Genomic DNA, 13,486 nt, shown 5'->3' on the forward strand with positions numbered 1-13,486 from the left:
ACGAGAATGGACATCCACGAATATCAGGCCAAGGAATTGCTCGCCCGGCACGGCGTGCATGTGCCGCGCGGCGGGCTGGCCTACAGCCCCGAGCAGGCGACCTACCGCGCGCGCGAGATCGGCGGCGGCAAATGGGTCTTGAAGGCGCAGGTTCATTCCGGCGCCCGCGGCAAGGCCGGCGGCATCAAGCTGTGCGCCAATGACGAGGAAATCTCCAGTGCCGCCGAAGCGATGCTCGGGCGCAAGCTTGTGACCCAGCAGACCGGCCCGCGCGGCAAGCTGATCTCCAGGCTCTATCTCGAGGAAGCGGTCGATATCGCGCAGGAGCTCTATGTCGGCTTCGTCCTCGACCGCAAGGAAGAGCGCGTGATGATCGTGGCCTCGGCCGCCGGCGGCATGGAGATCGAGGACATCGTCGAGAAGGCCCCCGATTCCATCCTGCGCACCTCGGTCGATCCCGGCGTCGGCATGCAGCGTTTCCAGGCCCGCGAGATCGCCTTCGGGCTCGGCCTCGATCACGACCTGATCGGCAAGGCGACCGAGACCATCTTCAGCTGCTACCAGGTGTTCCGCGACTACGACGCCTCGATGCTGGAGATCAATCCGCTGGTGGTGACCCGCGACGGCAATCTGATCGCGCTCGATGCCAAGATGTCGTTCGACGAGAACGCGCTGTTCCGGCGGCCGGAAATCTCCGAACTGCGCGACAAGAGCCAGGAAGACCCGCGCGAAACCTTCGCCAGCGACCGTGGCCTCTCCTATGTCGGCCTCGACGGCAACATCGGCTGCATCATCAATGGCGCGGGGCTCGCCATGGCGACCATGGACATGATCAAGATCGCCGGCGGCGAGCCGGCCAATTTCCTCGACATTGGCGGCGGCGCCTCGCCCGAGCGGGTGGCGAAATCCTTCCGCGCCGTGCTCGGCGACAAGAATGTCGAGACCATCCTGGTCAACATCTTCGCCGGTATCAACCGCTGCGACTGGGTCGCGGAGGGCGTGATCAAGGCGATACGCGAGGTCGGCGTCACCATACCGCTGGTGGTGCGGCTCTCCGGCACCAAGGCCGAGGAAGGACGCCGCATCCTGGCCGATTCCGGCGAGGCGGTGATCGTCGCCGACACGCTTGCCGAAGCCGCCGAAAAAGCCGTCGCCGCCTGGCGCGCGGCCGCCAAGAAAAAAGCAGCCTAGAGCCGGATGATTTCAGGTCGAATCGACCTGAAATCTGAATCCGTCTCTAAAATCAAACAGATAGAGCATGATGTCGTCCGAAAACCGCTTCACACTTTTCGGCATCATGCTCTAGGGAGGTCAAAAAATGGCAATCCTGCTCAACCGCAGCACCCGCGTCATCGTCCAGGGTTTCACCGGCAAGATCGGCAGTTTCCATGCCGAGGACATGAAGCGCTACGGCACCAAGCTTGTCGGCGGCGTCACCCCCGGCAAGGGCGGCCAGACGCATCTCGGCCTGCCCGTCTTCAACACCGTCAAGGGCGCGGTGCGCGAGACCCGCGCGGAGGCGAGCATCGTCTTCGTGCCGCCGCCCTTCGCCGCCGATTCGATCATGGAAGCCGCCGATGCGGGGATAAAACTCTGCGTCTGCATCACCGACGGCATCCCCTCGCAGGACATGATGCAGGTCAAGCGCTACATGCGCCGCTACCGCTTCGAGGACCGCATGCGGCTGATCGGTCCGAACTGCGCCGGCGTCATCACGCCCGGGCAAGCCCTGATGGGCATCATGCCCGGCTCGATCTACCTGCCCGGCCGCGTCGGCATCGTCGGCCGTTCCGGTACGCTCGGCTACGAGGCGGCCTCGCAGATGAAGGCGCTCGGCATCGGCGTGTCGACCAGCGTCGGCATCGGCGGCGACCCGATCAACGGCTCCTCCTTCAAGGACATGCTGAAGCTGTTCGAACAGGACGACGAGACCGACGCCGTGGTGATGATCGGCGAGATCGGCGGACCGCAGGAAGCCGAAGCCGCGATCTGGGCGCGCGACAACATGCGCAAGCCGCTCATCGCCTACATTGCCGGCCTTTCCGCCCCGAAGGGCCGCCGCATGGGCCACGCCGGCGCCATCATCTCCGCCTTCGGCGAGTCGGCGCAGGAGAAGGTCGAAATCCTGAAGGAGGCAGGCGTCATCATCGTGCCGACGCCATCGTCGTTTGGCGAGGTGGTGGCCGATACGCTGGCACGGATGAAAAAGGCGGCGTGATTTCCGGGCCTCTCGACGCTGGGGGTGTCCCTCACATACGCCCGCGCGATCGTTCCGGGTCATAGGGAGAGTCGGCGATCACCCCTGCCGGGCGCCGCTCGCCGAGAATTGAAACCTCCAGCGCCGTGCCGGGCGTGCCAAGACCAGCGGCAGCAGGGCCAATGCTATGTCATGGCCAAATGCGTGGGCGTAACCTGCCGCCTGAAGCGTCACCATGAGTTAGCGCGCGCATTCGCGTAGCAAGGTTGTGATTTTCGCATCAAGATCGCGAGCGACGGCAAGAGCCTCCAAACTGCCATAAGGGAGCAGACAACTCTCCATTTTGTCGTAGGAGACATGAACGCCATCGAGACGTTCATCAACAAGGACTGTGACCGGGGCGTAAGATCCAGCATCGGGAACGTGCTTGACCATGTCCTTCATGATGAGTGGATTGCCCACCAGGAATCGCATGCTCTTGGGAGTGTCGCGTCCAGTTTCACGGCGCAGAATGGCGCCCAAGTCGAATTCCGCGAAGAGCATGAGACCTGTTCGGCCGAGGCCGCTTTGCACAACGCGCTCCAAATCCGAGAAGGAATTTGCAGCCCTCGTTGTCTTGAAAAATTCGACCATGTCAGGTTGCCCGACCGCTGACTTGAGCGCGGCCACAACGGCGTCGAATGGTTTGGAACACGTCAGGCTGAAACGCTCAACCTCGACCTTTGCGATTGTCATTTCTTTCTCCGCAACAGCTTTCAGGAATAATGGGGCGACCGATCGCGCCGTGATTACGCTTCCAGGAAGGTCCGGACGTGGCTGACGAACAATTCGTGGTACTGAAACAGGGCGCCGTGGCCGGAATCGGGATAGAGGACCAGCTGAGCGTTGCTTAGAGCCTTGAACATTGCGTAGGCGTTGTCCGCCGGCAGCATGGTGTCGTGGCTGCCGCTGACCACAAGGGCGGGCTGATGGATGGCGCGCAGAATTGAGTGCTCTGGATCAGGTGTGGCGCACCAGGTAATAAGCGCCTTGGCCTGTGGATCCGTCACCGCGCCGCCATTATCGGTGTCCCGATCTTCCTTACGCACCTTCGCCCGCTTCAGGAACGCCAGACCGGCCGACTGGCTGGCGGACGACTTCGTGAAGAACAACGGCAGGCGGGGGTCCGGCGCGTCGGTTTGGGAAAACGCGTCCTGTAGAACCGCCAACAGATGTTCCTCTCCGCCTTTCGGAGCGGTGCCGACGAGGATGAGCTTGCGGACCAGCGTTGCGTGCTCGGCGGCGATCTGCTGCGCGATGAAGCCGCCAAGGGAAAAGCCCAGAAGGTCGACTTGGGAGAGGCCGAGCTGGTTGATAAAGGCGACCGCGTCTCGGGCCATCGCCGCGATGTTGTCGGGCGTTTGGCCTGTCGAGCGGCCGACCCCGGCATTGTCGAAAACGACCACCGGTCGATCGGTGGCCAGGGCATTGACGACGGCGGGGTCCCACGCATCGATGTTGCCCGAGAAATGCTGCAGGAGAACCAGCGGCGTTCCGGTCGATGGGCCGAGGCGGCGATAGGCGAAGCGGATGCCGCCGCCTTCGATGTAACGGGTGGGCGCCGTTTCTAGAGTGGCTGCGTCCTGGCTCGCGGGGTCGAACTCAGTCATGTCATCCTCCGGATGCTTGGCATTAAATAATTGAGTGGGAGTGGCTGGTGCGGTTTTGGCTGGGTCTGAGCCGCTCGCGGTCCAAGGCATTCCGTGGTCCGTCGAGCACGCGTGTTGCTCCCGGCACGAAGGTGCCGGGAGCGGTATCGTCACTTCACGAGTGCAGCCTTTTCAATCACCGCGGCGACTTCCTTGGCGTGGACGACCAGGGAGGCATGGCTACCGGCGACCTCCGTCGTCTGGGCCTTCATCCTTTCGGCGAATATCTTCTGGACCTCGGGTGCGATGACCTTGTCCTTCGTGCTGATCACATAGAATGTCGGCTTGTCATGCCAGGCTGCCGTATCGACGGGAGCCTCGAACGCCGTGTGGTTCAACGGCAGCTGATGGTTTGCCAGGGATTCGGCGATCTCCGCGGGAAGGTCGGCCGCGACTGCCGAAGGAAACACTTTGGGATCGATGTAGAGGTTGCCCTTTTCGTCGGGATGAATCGCCGCGCCGCCCTCGGTTGCCGGACCGCTCTTGGCCAGGCTCGCCAGGGATTCTCCCACGTCGGGCGCGAATGCGGAGACATAGACGAGCGCCGAGACCTTGGGATCGTTACCCGCCTGCGTGATGACCACACCGCCCCAGGAGTGGCCAACGAGGACGGTCCTGCCGTTCTGTTTGGCGAGCGCCTGTTTGGTGGCATCAACGTCCGCTGCGAGGGAGGTGAGCGGGTTTTCGACGAGCGTTACGTTGTAGCCCTTCTTCGTGAGGATATCGGCAACCGGCTTCCAGCTCGTCTGGTCGACGAAAGCGCCATGAACGAGCACGATATTGTGAGCCGCCCCCTTGGGCAGCTGAGCCGATTGGGCGGGGGCGGCAATTGCTGCTCCGGCCATGAGGATAGTGGCGACGGAGAGTAGAAGATTTCGCATTGATTGCTCCTGTTGTGATGACGGACGACGCAGGTCCGAGGAAGGGCAGGCGTGTCGGCAACAGTCGCGGTTCTCCCATCCGCCGCTGCGGGTGATGGTTGCCGCGCGACCTGTCGGCTCGACTTGCGATCAACTAGTACGGGGAGTATTTGGACGTTAGGCCTCAATCGTCCGAATATTGTGTCGGACCGTCCGTCGTATTATCATTGGGAGGATGGACATCCTGGCTGAAGTGCTCGATCGCGTTCGCCTTGGCGGAACCTTGCTGTTCCACTTCGAGCTTGGCCATCCCTGGAATGTCGCGTTGCCAAAGCGCCCCTACGCCCTGTTCCACTATCTCAGCCGTGGCTCGGCTACCCTCGCGCTCGAAGAGGGACGGGAACTCCACATGAGCGAGGGCGACTTTGTGGTCGTCACGCGTGGCGAGCCCCATGTGATCTACTCGGATAGCCGGACGGAGCCGTTACCGATTCTCGACATCGATCGACTGGCCGGGCGTCTTGGCCTCATTCGTCACGGAGGCGGCGGGCAGCCTGTCGCGACGATGATCTGTGGCAATTTCACTGTGGCACGGCCCTCGCGCGGCAGCGTTTTGGAATTGCTTCCGCCCCTGCTTCTCCTGAAGCCGGCGGAAGACGGAGGATGGCTCGCGGCGATTTTGCAACGCATGGTGAGCGAGGCGGCGTTCGAGCGTCCCGGACAAGGCGTCGCGCTCTCACGTCTGACTGAAGTGCTCTTCGTTGAGGTGTTGCGGAGCTGGATCAAGTCGCTCGGCCCCGGAGAAGGCGGGTGGCTGGGGGCTATGGCGGACCCGCATATAGGACCGGCCCTTCAGTTGATCCACGAACGACCGGATCGACCCTGGACGCTTGGCGACCTCGGGCAAAGCGTGGGACTTGGTCGTTCGGCGTTTTCGGCCCGCTTCACCAAGCTCGTCGGCGAGCCCATGTACCGCTATCTGATCGCGCGCCGGATGTCGGAGGCCGCATTTCTGCTCGAAACAAGCGACGAGGCGATTGCACGGATTGCGGCCCGTGTCGGCTATGAGACCGCGACCGCGTTTTCGAAGCTTTTCCATCGACATCACGGCCTATCGCCTGGCCGCTACCGAGCATTTCGCCGCTCTGACGGTGGCCGGAGGCAAGGGGACGATCTGGAAGCAGAAGTCGTCGATTGACCTCCCGCGCTTGTGGCCGCGCGGTGATCGACAACGTCGACGGTGGACGGCACGGAAATCTGTACTCTCGGAAGGCAGACGGTTCTGGAAATCTGGTGATGGGCGGCGGCACGGCTCCGGCAGGAGTGCCCGGTTTTGTACCGAAATGGCGCGGTCGAGAAGAATCGACTTCCACGGGTTGCCACACAGCGACCTCAACGCCGCGCACTGCCGGCTCCAAAAGGTGTGCAACAAGGCCCCGCGGCTGCTCGACCTCAAGATACGGCTGGACGTCGAGACCTGATCTCTGTTTGGGCTTCGGATGGCGGCAATCGCGATGCCGACGGATCGAGAGTTGGTGCGGTCGAGAAGACTCGAACTTCCACGGGTTGCCCCACAGCGACCTCAACGCTGCGCGTCTACCAATTCCGCCACGACCGCACGTGGTAGGAGCCGGAACCGACCGGCTCGCGGCGTGTAGCAAATCGTTTCCAGTGAAACAAGTGCGCTACACGCAATAATCTCAAGCGATTGGCATAACGGTCCACAGGATTGGAATGAAGGGCCGGAACTGGACGTTTCCAGCTGATAACGCCATATGGAGACAGATGCATGCCGCCCGAAAGTGCAAGCGGATCGCGGCGGCATAAGTGAAAAACGAAAAGCCATGACAGAACGCAGCCAGATCGCCACGTCGTTCCTGCCGCTCGCCGGTTCAGCACCGGTCGAGTGGCGCATCGAGCCTGGCCTTACCCCCTATCCCGATGCGCTTGCCTTCATGGAGGCGCGTGCCGAGGCGATACGCAGCGGCGCCGCCGGCGAAATGGTCTGGCTGGTCGAACATCCGCCGCTCTACACCGCCGGCACCAGCGCGCGCGTCGAGGACCTGATCGATCCCGACCGGTTCCCGGTCTTTTCGGCCGGTCGCGGCGGCGAATACACCTATCATGGACCGGGCCAGCGGGTCGCTTATGTCATGCTTGACCTGAAACGGCGACGCGAGGACGTGCGCGCCTTCGTCGCCGCGCTCGAACAGTGGATCATCGGCACGCTCGCCGCCTTCAACGTGCGCGGCGAACGCCGCGAGGACCGGGTCGGCGTCTGGGTGGTGCGGCCCGATCGCCCTGCCTTGCCGGACGGTTCGCCGGCCGAAGATAAGATCGCGGCAATAGGTATCCGGCTGCGGCGCTGGGTGAGTTTTCACGGCATCGCCATCAATGTCGAGCCGGATCTCGACCATTTCAGCGGCATCGTGCCCTGCGGCGTGCAGGACCACGGTGTCACCAGCCTCGTCGACCTCGGCCTTCCCATTGGCATGGCCGACCTCGATCTGGCGCTGAAATCAGCCTTCGAGGATGTTTTCGGTCCCGCCGTGGCTGCACCCACCAAGCCAGTCCGAAAGACTGGTTGAACCCTTCGGGTTCAAACATGGCTCAAAGCAACTGCGCCGACGCCCACAGGACGCCGCAGCCATGGATGACGAACACCGCCAGCAGCGCGCAGGCGATGGCGAAGCGGTCGACCGTGCGGATCGGCTCCAGCTCGTAACGCGGCTTGATCCCGCTGCCCATGGTCAGCAGGCTGAGGATTGAAAAGACCGCCCCCGCCGCGAGCAGGAAGCCGGAGGAAAAGCCGGCCCGCCACCCCACCGCCAGGAACGCCGAGAGCAGGAAAAACGAAGCCAGCGCCAGCGCGATCGGCCCCGGGCAGATCTGGCGCAGCACCTGGCCGCCGTCGAACTTCCACACCGGCACCAGATTGGCGATGTTGAACAAGGCGGCGCAGCCCGCCAGCGCCGCCAGCAGCGCGACCGCGGCCTTGTGCCCCTCACCGCCCGCAAACGCACTGGCGGCAATGACCATCGGCACCAGGAAGGCGGAGAAGCCAGCCCCCATCAGCGCCACGAAGGCAACTTCGAAACGGCTGTTGTACGGCCGGCCGCCAATGGCGATGCCGCCGAGCAGCGGGATGAAGATCATCCGCGCCTTGCGGTGGCCCATCAGCCGGAACGCCGCAATGTGGCCGAGTTCATGCAGGGCCACGACCGAGGCGAGCGCCAGCCCGCCGAGGTGAAGGCCGAAGAACGGCCACAGCATCAATGCCGACAGTACGGCAAAGCCGACCTGACTGAACGGATGCTCGAACCAGCCGCCCTTGCGATACTGACCGGTCGGGGAGCGGCTTTCACCTGCGGAAACCAAAGCGGCGAGAGCCGCCAAATCACATGGCGCCGATCCAGATCGCCATGGAAACGAGAAACGCACTCATGCAAACCAGCGAGATGACATCCTGAACCAGATCGGTCATAACTCTCTCCTGTTGTTGATATGTTCTCAATTTGTTCTAACTTTGTTTCAAAGTCAACGCACAGAATCCGCCCGCGGCCGGAATCTTCGAGCGATCAAATCGGCAGGGTTAAGGAAAGGTTGACGGCGCGAAACCTATCAACAGGTCAGGAGGATGTGGGCGACGCCATCTTCCCGTAGCGTATGGATGAGCCTTTTGCGGCTCCTGGCGCGCTTCAAGCTTGCGGTTCCTCGGCTAGGGCAAGCTGTGGTAACGCCTGCTTACACTCAATCTCAGTCGAGACAATAGTGGCCAAGCTGTACGACTACCGAGCGATGGACGTGGGGCAACACGAAGGCGCCAATCAAGCTGATCGCTGGCGAAAGCGTATGAGACAGGGCCGCCGGTGGCGCCTCTCGCGCAACTTTGTAACCTGGCTGCTGATCCTGGTGATGATCGCGATCTCTTCCACCTTGATCGCGCTGAATGCTCACTGGCGGTTCTAAGCCTGAGTGACTGTCGAAGATATCAGAATCCCTGACGGCAACTTATATTCGCGAAATCTCGCTGGAGGTTGTCCAGGTTGGACCCATTCCGGCACCGAACATCGACGTGCCCTAAAGCGGCACCACCTTGCCATCGGCGAGCGTAACGCGCCGATCCATGCGCGATGCCAGGTCGTGATTGTGGGTCGCGATCAACGCCGCGAGGCCCGATTGCTTGACCAGTGCGCCCAGCGCGTCGAACACATAGGAGGCGGTGACCGGGTCGAGGTTGCCGGTCGGCTCGTCGGCCAGCAGCACCAGCGGCGCATTGGCGACCGCGCGCGCAATCGCGACGCGTTGTTGCTCGCCGCCGGACAATTCGGCCGGCCGGTGCGAGGCGCGCTTGCCGATCTGCATATAGTCGAGCAGCTGTGCGGCGCGCTCCGCCGCTTCCTTGCGCGACAGGCCCTTGATCAGCTGCGGCATCATGATGTTTTCCAATGCGGAAAACTCCGGCAGCAGGTGATGGAACTGGTAGACGAAGCCGACATCGTTGCGGCGGATCGACGTGCGTTCGTCGTCGGACAGTCGTCCGCAGGCCCGGCCGGACAGGATCACGTCGCCGGCGTCGGGGCGCTCCAGCAGGCCGGCCGTGTGCAGCAGCGTCGACTTGCCGGTGCCCGACGGCGCCACCAGCGCCACCATCTCGCCGCGCTTCAGCGAGAAATCGGCGCCGTTCAGGATGGTGAGCTTGCGCGGCCCCTGCACATAGTGCCGCTCGACGCTCTTCAGTTCGATAATGACCTCGGCCACTACTCGTACCTCAAGGCTTCGACGGGATCGAGGCGAGCCGCCCGCCATGCTGGAAACACCGTCGCCAGGAAGGACAGTCCAAGTGCCATGATGACGACATAGGTCGTTTCGCGTGGATCCATCTTTGCCGGCAACTGGCTGAGGAAATAGAGCTCCGGGTTGAACAGCACCTTCCCGGTCATCCAGGAGAAAAACTGGCGGATCGATTCGATGTTGGTGCAGATGACGACGCCGAGCAGCACGCCGGCGAGCGTACCGGTGACGCCGATCGCCGCCCCCGTCATCAGGAAGATGCGCAGGATGGCACCGCGCGTCGCGCCCATGGTGCGCAGGATGGCGATATCGTGCCCCTTGTCCTTCACCAGCATGATCAATCCGGAAATGATGTTGAGCGCCGCCACCAGCACGATCAGCGTCAGGATCATGAACATGACGTTGCGCTCGACCTGCAGGGCGGAAAAGAAGGTCTCGTTGCGCTGGCGCCAGTCGACGATGTCGATGGGCCGTTGCGCCGCTTCTTCCACCTTCGGCTTCAGTGCGTCGACATTGTCGGGATTGTCGACATAGATCTCGATCGTCTGCGCGCGTCCATCCATGTTGAAGTAGAGCTGCGCTTCCGAGAACGGCATGTAGACGATGGAGCTGTCATATTCCGACATGCCGACTTCGAAGATCGCCGCGATCTTGTAGCCCTTCATGCGCGGCGTGGTGCCCAGCGGCGTCACGTCACCATCGGGCGAGATCAAGGTGATGGTATCGCCGAGCGTCAGTCCGAGATTCTCGGCCATGCGCTTGCCGATGGCCACGCCTTCGCCCGAGTCGAAATCGGCGAGCGTGCCTTGTTTGACATTGCTGGCGACGATGGCGATCTTGCCGAGATCCTCTCCGCGTATGCCGCGCACCAGCGCACCGGTGCCGCCGCCGACATTGCCTTGCGCCAGCACCTGGCCGTCGATCAGCGGGATGGCGTATTTTACGCCGGGCACGCCATTGATGCGGCCGGCGACCTGGGCGTAGTCCTCAAGCGGCGAATCGAGCGGCTGCACGATCAGATGCCCGTTGACGCCGAGGATGCGCGTCAGAAGCTCGGCCCGGAATCCGTTCATCACGGCCATGACGACGATCAGCGTCGCCACCCCCAGCATGATGCCGAGGAAGGAGATCGAGGCGATCACCGATATCACCGTCTCCTTGCGCCGCGAGCGCAAATAGCGCCACGCCACCATGCGTTCGAAGATGGAGAACGGGCCGGCGCCCGCCGATCTTGCCGCAGCCGCCTCGCTCATGCGGCCGCACCGAAGCGTTTTTTCGCGTCGGCCAGCGGCAGCGTTTCGCGCTCGCCGGTCTTGCGATTCTTGATCTCGACCTCGCCGGCGGCCACGCCGCGCGGCCCGACGATCACTTGCCAGGGCAGGCCGATCAGGTCGGCGGTGGCGAACTTGCCGCCCGGCCGCTGGTCGGTGTCGTCGTAAAGCACATCCTTGCCGCTGGCTGCGAAGGCGGCATAAAGCTCGTCGCAGACGCGGTCACACTCGGCGTCGCCCACCTTCATGTTGATCAGGCCGATGTCGAACGGCGCCACGGCGTCAGGCCAGATGATGCCGTTCTCGTCATGGCTGGCCTCGATGATCGCCGCGACCAGCCGTGACGGGCCAATGCCGTAGGAACCGCCGGAGACGAAATGGTCCTTGCCGTCGGGCCCGGTCACCTTGGCGCCCATGGGCTTGGAATATTTGTCGCCGAAATGGAAGATGTGGCCGACCTCGATGCCCCGCGCCGAAACCCGATCCGCTTCGCCGAGCTGATCCCACGCCGCCTCATCATGCATCTCGTCGGTAGCGGCGTAAGGCGTTGTCCAGGTTTTGACGATGTCCGATATCTCGGCGTCATTGGCGAAGTCGGTGTTTTCGTCAGGCACCTGGAGCGACAGATAATCGCGATCGCAATAGACCTGGCTCTCGCCGGTGTCCGCCAGGATGATGAATTCGTGGCTGAGATCGCCGCCGATCGGCCCGGTGTCGGCGCGCATCGGGATCGCCTGCAGGCCCATGCGCGTGAAGGTCCTGAGATAGGACACGAACATCCTGTTGTAGGCGGCCCTCGCGCCTTCGAAGTTAAGGTCGAAGGAATAGGCGTCCTTCATCAGGAATTCGCGTGAGCGCATGACGCCGAAGCGCGGCCGCACCTCGTCGCGGAACTTCCACTGGATATGGTAGAGATTGAGCGGCAGGTCCTTGTAGGACTTGACGTAGGCGCGGACGATTTCGGTGACCACTTCCTCATTGGTCGGGCCGTAGAGCATGTCGCGGTCCTGCCGATCCTTGATGCGCAGCATCTCCTTGCCGTAGTCGTCATAGCGACCGCTTTCGCGCCACAGATCGGCCGACTGAATGGTCGGCATCAGGATCTCCAGCGCGCCGGCGCGGTTCTGCTCCTCGCGGATGATCTGGCAAACCTTGTCCAGCACCCGCTTGCCGAGTGGCAGCCAGGAAAAACTGCCCTGCCCCTGCTGGCGGATCATGCCGGCACGCAGCATCAGCCGATGCGAGACGATCTCGGCCTCGCGCGGATTTTCTTTGAGGATAGGCAGGAAATAGCGCGACAAACGCATGGACTGGTCCGTGAATGAGAATGGTCGCGCCAGAATCGGTGCGACGCAGGCTTGCTTGACCCGGCTTCATAGCCATTTCATGGCGGAATGGAAACCCGGCCATCGCGGCACATCAGCGCGTTGCAGCCCGGAAACCTCCGCTTTCCGGGCCAGGCCGCGCCGGCGGTTGAGCCCACACAATCTCTTCGCGTTCGGCCTCGAATTCTTTGCGCACGTCAACTCAAAACATGCCGCAGCAGCTCCTCTTTGCCTTGCTGGTCGTTTCGAAAGCAAAGCATGCCATACTATTGTGCAGTGCAGCACGAGAATGCCTGTTTCGAGGCAAAATTCTTCGTGACATTTTCATTCGGCTTAGGCTAGTGTGCCGCGATAACCGAGAGGGCGGAGAAAAATCTGCTCTCCTACGCGGTCAAAGTCTTGGGAGGATGCGATCTAGGCGCGGTTACTCGCTGCCGCCGGAAACCGGAAACAGATCGGACGCGTTTAATTGCAAGGCCTCGTGCCTTGCATTTTTTTTGTGCAATCATCTGGTTAGCGCAGCGAGTTGCCAGGCCACATTACCCTGCGTCAGCAAGCATACAGCTGCCAGGCAGTGCGGCGTCTCGATCCCCTCCGCCACGCTTTTACGGTATCGAAGCGCCCTTGCCGGGCGATCTATTTTGCGGGTGTCTGGCCGAAATCCGGCACGATGTGCGGGATGTCGTTGAGGCTGTATCCCAGGCCATGCGTCAGGCCGTAGAAAATGCCCATCAGGATCGCGGTGGCGATGGTGGTGCGGATGACGGCACGCAGCATGTGCGGGCCGCGCGGCGCGCTTGGAACCGTGCCCAGCGTCACGTCATGATCGTCGTCCTGTGTCCTGACGCTGAACGGCAGGACGGCAAACAGCACCACCCACCACGTCGCGAAAAACAGGGCGGTGAACGAAACCCAGCTCATGATTGCTCCAGTTCGATCAGCGTGCCGAAGAAATCCTTCGGGTGCAGGAACAGCACAGGCTTGCCATGGGCACCGGTCTTCGGGTTGCCGTCGCCCAGCACACGGGCGCCGGCGGCCTTGAGCTGATCACGCGCGGCCAGGATGTCGTCGACCTCGTAGCAGAGGTGATGCATGCCGCCGGACGGGTTCTTCGCGAGGAATGCCGCGATCGGCGAGCTTTCCCCCAAGGGCTCCAGCAATTCGATCTTGGTGTTGCCGACATTGACGAACACCACCGTGACGCCATGCTCCGGCAAAGCCTGCGGCTCCGTCACTTCGGCGCCGAGCGTATCGCGGTAGGCGGAGACCGCCGCCGCCAGATCCGGCACCGCAAGCGCGACATGGTTCAAGCGTCCAAGCATAGAAATTCCTCAGGCAAGTAAGGCAATAG

14 protein-coding genes and 2 tRNA genes are annotated in these 13,486 nt (G+C 62.5%); 5 read left to right on the forward strand and 11 right to left on the reverse strand.

Translation table 11 applies throughout. From position 1 onward, the window contains the following. Positions 1 to 6 precede the first annotated feature (6 nt). Positions 7 to 1,191, forward strand: coding sequence for a malate--CoA ligase subunit beta (locus AC1VON_RS24640; protein ID WP_172350021.1), 1,185 nt, complete (start codon positions 7 to 9; stop codon positions 1,189 to 1,191). A 127-nt stretch (positions 1,192 to 1,318) separates the two neighbouring features. Further along, entirely contained in the window at positions 1,319 to 2,218 is a 900-nt protein-coding gene (sucD, locus tag AC1VON_RS24645) for a succinate--CoA ligase subunit alpha (RefSeq protein ID WP_172350020.1), read from the forward strand. 219 nt (positions 2,219 to 2,437) lie between these two features. Here the strand turns inward: sucD and AC1VON_RS24650 are convergent, their stop codons facing one another. The 3 genes from AC1VON_RS24650 to AC1VON_RS24660 form a co-directional block, all read right to left on the reverse strand. Continuing rightward, positions 2,438 to 2,932: a DUF302 domain-containing protein gene (locus tag AC1VON_RS24650; protein ID WP_483125166.1), complete on the reverse strand. Its 495-nt coding sequence runs from the start codon at positions 2,930 to 2,932 to the stop codon at positions 2,438 to 2,440. Between the two features lie 53 nt (positions 2,933 to 2,985). Next, positions 2,986 to 3,846, reverse strand: coding sequence for an alpha/beta fold hydrolase (locus AC1VON_RS24655; protein ID WP_483125167.1), 861 nt, complete (start codon positions 3,844 to 3,846; stop codon positions 2,986 to 2,988). A 149-nt stretch (positions 3,847 to 3,995) separates the two neighbouring features. Continuing rightward, positions 3,996 to 4,766, reverse strand: coding sequence for an alpha/beta hydrolase (locus tag AC1VON_RS24660; protein WP_483125168.1), 771 nt, complete (start codon positions 4,764 to 4,766; stop codon positions 3,996 to 3,998). Between the two features lie 214 nt (positions 4,767 to 4,980). Between AC1VON_RS24660 and AC1VON_RS24665 the strand changes: the two genes are divergently transcribed. Beyond that, on the forward strand, positions 4,981 to 5,943 hold the full coding sequence (locus AC1VON_RS24665; RefSeq protein WP_483125169.1) for a cupin domain-containing protein: 963 nt from the start codon (positions 4,981 to 4,983) through the stop codon (positions 5,941 to 5,943). 146 nt (positions 5,944 to 6,089) lie between these two features. Here AC1VON_RS24665 and AC1VON_RS24670 read toward each other — a convergent pair. Together AC1VON_RS24670 and AC1VON_RS24675 are read right to left on the reverse strand one after the other, a co-directional pair. After that, positions 6,090 to 6,185: transfer RNA gene (locus tag AC1VON_RS24670), tRNA-Leu, on the reverse strand. Between the two features lie 93 nt (positions 6,186 to 6,278). Beyond that, positions 6,279 to 6,363 (reverse strand) — tRNA-Leu (locus AC1VON_RS24675). Positions 6,364 to 6,589: 226 nt separating this feature from the next. Between AC1VON_RS24675 and lipB the strand changes: the two genes are divergently transcribed. Next, entirely contained in the window at positions 6,590 to 7,333 is a 744-nt protein-coding gene (lipB, locus tag AC1VON_RS24680) for a lipoyl(octanoyl) transferase LipB (protein WP_483125170.1), read from the forward strand. A gap of 22 nt (positions 7,334 to 7,355) precedes the next feature. Here the strand turns inward: lipB and AC1VON_RS24685 are convergent, their stop codons facing one another. Continuing rightward, entirely contained in the window at positions 7,356 to 8,141 is a 786-nt protein-coding gene (locus AC1VON_RS24685; protein ID WP_483125171.1) for a zinc metalloprotease, read from the reverse strand. A gap of 375 nt (positions 8,142 to 8,516) precedes the next feature. On the opposite strand from AC1VON_RS24685, the gene AC1VON_RS24690 reads away from it, so the two are divergent. After that, positions 8,517 to 8,714 carry a hypothetical protein gene (locus tag AC1VON_RS24690; RefSeq protein WP_483125172.1) on the forward strand — a complete coding sequence of 66 codons (198 nt, stop codon included), beginning with the start codon at positions 8,517 to 8,519 and terminating at the stop codon, positions 8,712 to 8,714. 111 nt (positions 8,715 to 8,825) lie between these two features. Here AC1VON_RS24690 and AC1VON_RS24695 read toward each other — a convergent pair whose 3' ends face one another. The 5 genes from AC1VON_RS24695 to mce form a co-directional block, all read right to left on the reverse strand. Then, positions 8,826 to 9,554 (reverse strand): ABC transporter ATP-binding protein, encoded by a 729-nt coding sequence (locus tag AC1VON_RS24695; protein ID WP_172350014.1) that lies wholly within the window; start codon positions 9,552 to 9,554, stop codon positions 8,826 to 8,828. Next, positions 9,506 to 10,792, reverse strand: a complete 1,287-nt coding sequence (locus AC1VON_RS24700; RefSeq protein ID WP_483125173.1) for a lipoprotein-releasing ABC transporter permease subunit — start codon at positions 10,790 to 10,792, stop codon at positions 9,506 to 9,508. The genes AC1VON_RS24695 and AC1VON_RS24700 overlap by 49 nt, the downstream gene beginning before the upstream one ends. After that, the gene (gene proS / locus AC1VON_RS24705; protein ID WP_483125174.1) at positions 10,789 to 12,117 is read right to left on the reverse strand and encodes a proline--tRNA ligase; all 1,329 of its coding nucleotides are present in this window, start codon (positions 12,115 to 12,117) and stop codon (positions 10,789 to 10,791) included. Before proS ends, AC1VON_RS24700 begins: the two co-directional genes overlap by 4 nt. A gap of 654 nt (positions 12,118 to 12,771) precedes the next feature. Next, a complete protein-coding gene (locus tag AC1VON_RS24710; RefSeq protein ID WP_010910093.1) occupies positions 12,772 to 13,056 on the reverse strand; it encodes a DUF1467 family protein in 285 nt (94 codons plus the stop codon). After that, positions 13,053 to 13,457, reverse strand: a complete 405-nt coding sequence (mce, locus tag AC1VON_RS24715) for a methylmalonyl-CoA epimerase (protein ID WP_483125175.1) — start codon at positions 13,455 to 13,457, stop codon at positions 13,053 to 13,055. The genes AC1VON_RS24710 and mce overlap by 4 nt, the downstream gene beginning before the upstream one ends. Positions 13,458 to 13,486 lie beyond the last annotated feature (29 nt).

This window comes from Mesorhizobium sp. HAY1-8B, from assembly GCF_056868045.1.

What these genes read in the sequence shown, in the direction of transcription:
- lipB (WP_483125170.1), top strand. Translation starts at nt 6,590, where the DNA reads ATGACAGAACGCAGCCAGATCGCCACGTCGTTCCTGCCGCTCGCCGGT.
- mce (WP_483125175.1), bottom strand. Translation starts at nt 13,457, where the DNA reads ATGCTTGGACGCTTGAACCATGTCGCGCTTGCGGTGCCGGATCTGGCG.
- AC1VON_RS24650 (WP_483125166.1), bottom strand. Translation starts at nt 2,932, where the DNA reads ATGACAATCGCAAAGGTCGAGGTTGAGCGTTTCAGCCTGACGTGTTCC.
- AC1VON_RS24665 (WP_483125169.1), top strand. Translation starts at nt 4,981, where the DNA reads ATGGACATCCTGGCTGAAGTGCTCGATCGCGTTCGCCTTGGCGGAACC.
- proS (WP_483125174.1), bottom strand. Translation starts at nt 12,117, where the DNA reads ATGCGTTTGTCGCGCTATTTCCTGCCTATCCTCAAAGAAAATCCGCGC.
- AC1VON_RS24660 (WP_483125168.1), bottom strand. Translation starts at nt 4,766, where the DNA reads ATGCGAAATCTTCTACTCTCCGTCGCCACTATCCTCATGGCCGGAGCA.
- AC1VON_RS24640 (WP_172350021.1), top strand. Translation starts at nt 7, where the DNA reads ATGGACATCCACGAATATCAGGCCAAGGAATTGCTCGCCCGGCACGGC.
- AC1VON_RS24655 (WP_483125167.1), bottom strand. Translation starts at nt 3,846, where the DNA reads ATGACTGAGTTCGACCCCGCGAGCCAGGACGCAGCCACTCTAGAAACG.
- AC1VON_RS24700 (WP_483125173.1), bottom strand. Translation starts at nt 10,792, where the DNA reads ATGAGCGAGGCGGCTGCGGCAAGATCGGCGGGCGCCGGCCCGTTCTCC.
- sucD (WP_172350020.1), top strand. Translation starts at nt 1,319, where the DNA reads ATGGCAATCCTGCTCAACCGCAGCACCCGCGTCATCGTCCAGGGTTTC.
- AC1VON_RS24695 (WP_172350014.1), bottom strand. Translation starts at nt 9,554, where the DNA reads ATGGCGGGCGGCTCGCCTCGATCCCGTCGAAGCCTTGAGGTACGAGTA.
- AC1VON_RS24710 (WP_010910093.1), bottom strand. Translation starts at nt 13,056, where the DNA reads ATGAGCTGGGTTTCGTTCACCGCCCTGTTTTTCGCGACGTGGTGGGTG.